The sequence below is a fragment of the Bartonella sp. AC10YNML genome (assembly GCF_042196825.1).
Taxonomy (GTDB): Bacteria; Pseudomonadota; Alphaproteobacteria; order Rhizobiales; family Rhizobiaceae; genus Bartonella.
Genome location: NZ_JBHIRA010000049.1, coordinates 1 through 2,297 on the forward strand (window position 1 = coordinate 1; position 2,297 = coordinate 2,297).

2 protein-coding genes and 1 pseudogene are annotated in these 2,297 nt (G+C 44.2%); all 3 read left to right on the forward strand.

What is annotated here, in order from left to right; translation table 11 throughout:
• Positions 1 to 183 precede the first annotated feature (183 nt).
• Complete coding sequence (locus ACFINA_RS09500; RefSeq protein ID WP_375615510.1) at positions 184 to 1,503, forward strand: Bgr_08870 family protein; 1,320 nt, start codon at positions 184 to 186, stop codon at positions 1,501 to 1,503.
• 9 nt (positions 1,504 to 1,512) lie between these two features.
• The gene (locus tag ACFINA_RS09505) at positions 1,513 to 1,758 is read left to right on the forward strand and encodes a hypothetical protein (RefSeq protein ID WP_375615511.1); all 246 of its coding nucleotides are present in this window, start codon (positions 1,513 to 1,515) and stop codon (positions 1,756 to 1,758) included.
• Between the two features lie 177 nt (positions 1,759 to 1,935).
• Positions 1,936 to 2,297 (forward strand): annotated as a pseudogene (locus ACFINA_RS09510) (phage tail protein); the annotation flags it as partial.

Sequence of the window (2,297 nt, forward strand, 5' to 3'; positions counted from 1 at the left end):
AAACAGAACAACTCGCTGAACCACTTTGGACAGAACGAAAATTTGTGAGCAGTGACAAAACAGCCAAACAAGCGCGCTTGAAATTGACCCTTACCGGTGGACCTGCTGCGCGGTCCATGGTGAGTGATTTTGGCGCTGGCATATTGTGATGGGAACTGGCATATTATAATGGGAAAATGAGAGATGACAAAAACCAAAAAACTCGACATGGAATTGCCTAAAGAGGGGCGTTTTATCAGTTCTGAATTCCCAATCTTGCGGGAAAATTTGACCAAAATTGATCAAGCACTTGCGGAAGTTGAGGAAAAGGTAAACGAAAAGGCGCCTTTACAGCACACGCATACGATCAACGAAATCGCAGATCTAGAAAGCGCTCTCAATGGCAAGATGGCAGCGGATAAAACCTTTACTTTTGCTGATTTAAGCGATATCGAAGGGGCAAAAGATGCCGCTAACAACTATGTTCTCTATAAATCAAGCAACAATAACTTTACCTTTGGCAGTGCTGTCTCACTGTTAGGCGCGCATCAACATAAAACCGAAGATATTGTGGGGCTTGATGATTTTAGAGCCAAAATTAATCAAGATCTAACCAGTTATGGTCGCCTAGCCAGCCCAAATGAATGGCAAAGTTATAATAAATTTACCAGCAAAGTCACTATAAATGGCGGTTTAGAACTGTTGGGTAATTCATTACTCAATCTCACTCATAATAACAAAGTGGTTACCAGTCTAAGTGCAAGCGGAAGCTTGCTTAAAGGACCTTTGAGGGTTGATGGAGATCTTGTTTATACGAAATCAGAAATAGATAAATTGGTAGCTTTATTAACCAAAAAACCTGTCGAAATCCTCATGACAGAAAGTGGCACTATCCCGTTTCCTGAAGGTATGACGGATAACACAGAAATTGAAATATGTGCATGGGGTGGCGGCGGTAGCGGGGGGGCTGGAGGTTGGTTAAAAAATACTTATAACGGTCGTGTCACGTATGCCTACTACGGTGGCGGTGGAGGTGGAGGAGGACAAGGTGTCCGTATTCAAATTAAAGGATCTCAACTTAGAAAATCAAGAAATATTCAAATTGGTCGTGGTGGTAAAAATGGTAATGGTGGGGCAACGATTATTGAAGGAGTTCTCGTAGCAAATGGTGGGAGTATAGGCTCTCAGGGTAGCGGAGTTACCAAAACAGTAGGAGCAGGAGGAACAGGAGGTTACTCCGGCATTAAAAACTTTATTTTTTCTGGCGGCAATGGTGGAAATGGCGGAAGCTGTGACGGTGGAAGCTCTCTTTTTGGTGGTGCTGGTGGCGGTGGCGGATCTAGTAATGGTGGCGGTGGCGGCTGTGGTGGTGAAAGTGACAAAGGTGGAAAAGGTGGCAGAGGTGGTCGTAATCAAGCTGACGCAGGTGGCGGTGGAGGAGGTTATTTTCCTGGAAAGGATGCAGAAAATTATAACACTGGTGATGGCGGGAATGGCGCTGTATTGTTTAGATTTTTTATATAGGAGTTTTTTATGGAATATGCAGTTGTTGAAAATGGTGTGGTAACCAACATTATTGTAGCCTCAGAAGATTATGTTCACGCCTTTGAGGGTGAGGCAATCCCCTCACGTGAAGCGCAGATCGGCTGGACTTATAAAGACGAAGTGTTCTCTCCTCCCGTGGTGGATGAAAACACAAAACAGCTTTCATCTACTGAAATGACAGAAACAGACGCACCTGTAGAGCCTATAAAAGAACCACAAGAGAAAGGTGAATAAGCCTAGGTTATATGGATGCTTATTGTATAAGAACGTAAAGGCTTGTATAATTTTCTTTCTGTAAAATCCCCTTTGAAGATCTTTCAAAGCCCTTTAAAGAGCTTTTTGACTGACAGTGTCAGACTTATGGAGCATGGTGATGGTTGGTATAGTCTCTTCATTAATTTGGAGAGCAAAATGGCAACAGAATTTAATCATGGTATCCGCCTTGTTGAGGATGGTCAAGCCTCTCGACCCTTAGAGATGTTTAGCCAAACCGCCCTTGGGGCGGTTGTTACAGCTCCTGATGCTGACAACCAAGTTTTTCCCCTCAACGAGCCTGTCCTTCTTTTTACGCATGAAACAGAAAAAACCCAAAAGCTTGGGCGAAGGGGAACAGCTCTTGATGTGATTAACGCTGTGTGCGCGCAGGGGATTGAGGCACAAGTGATCCTTGTGCGTGTGGAAGAAAAGTCAACCATTGCTGAGACACAAACCGAAATGGTGGGATCCAATACTCACTTGACCGGTGTGCATGCCTTAGCGCATGCTAGAGGGCA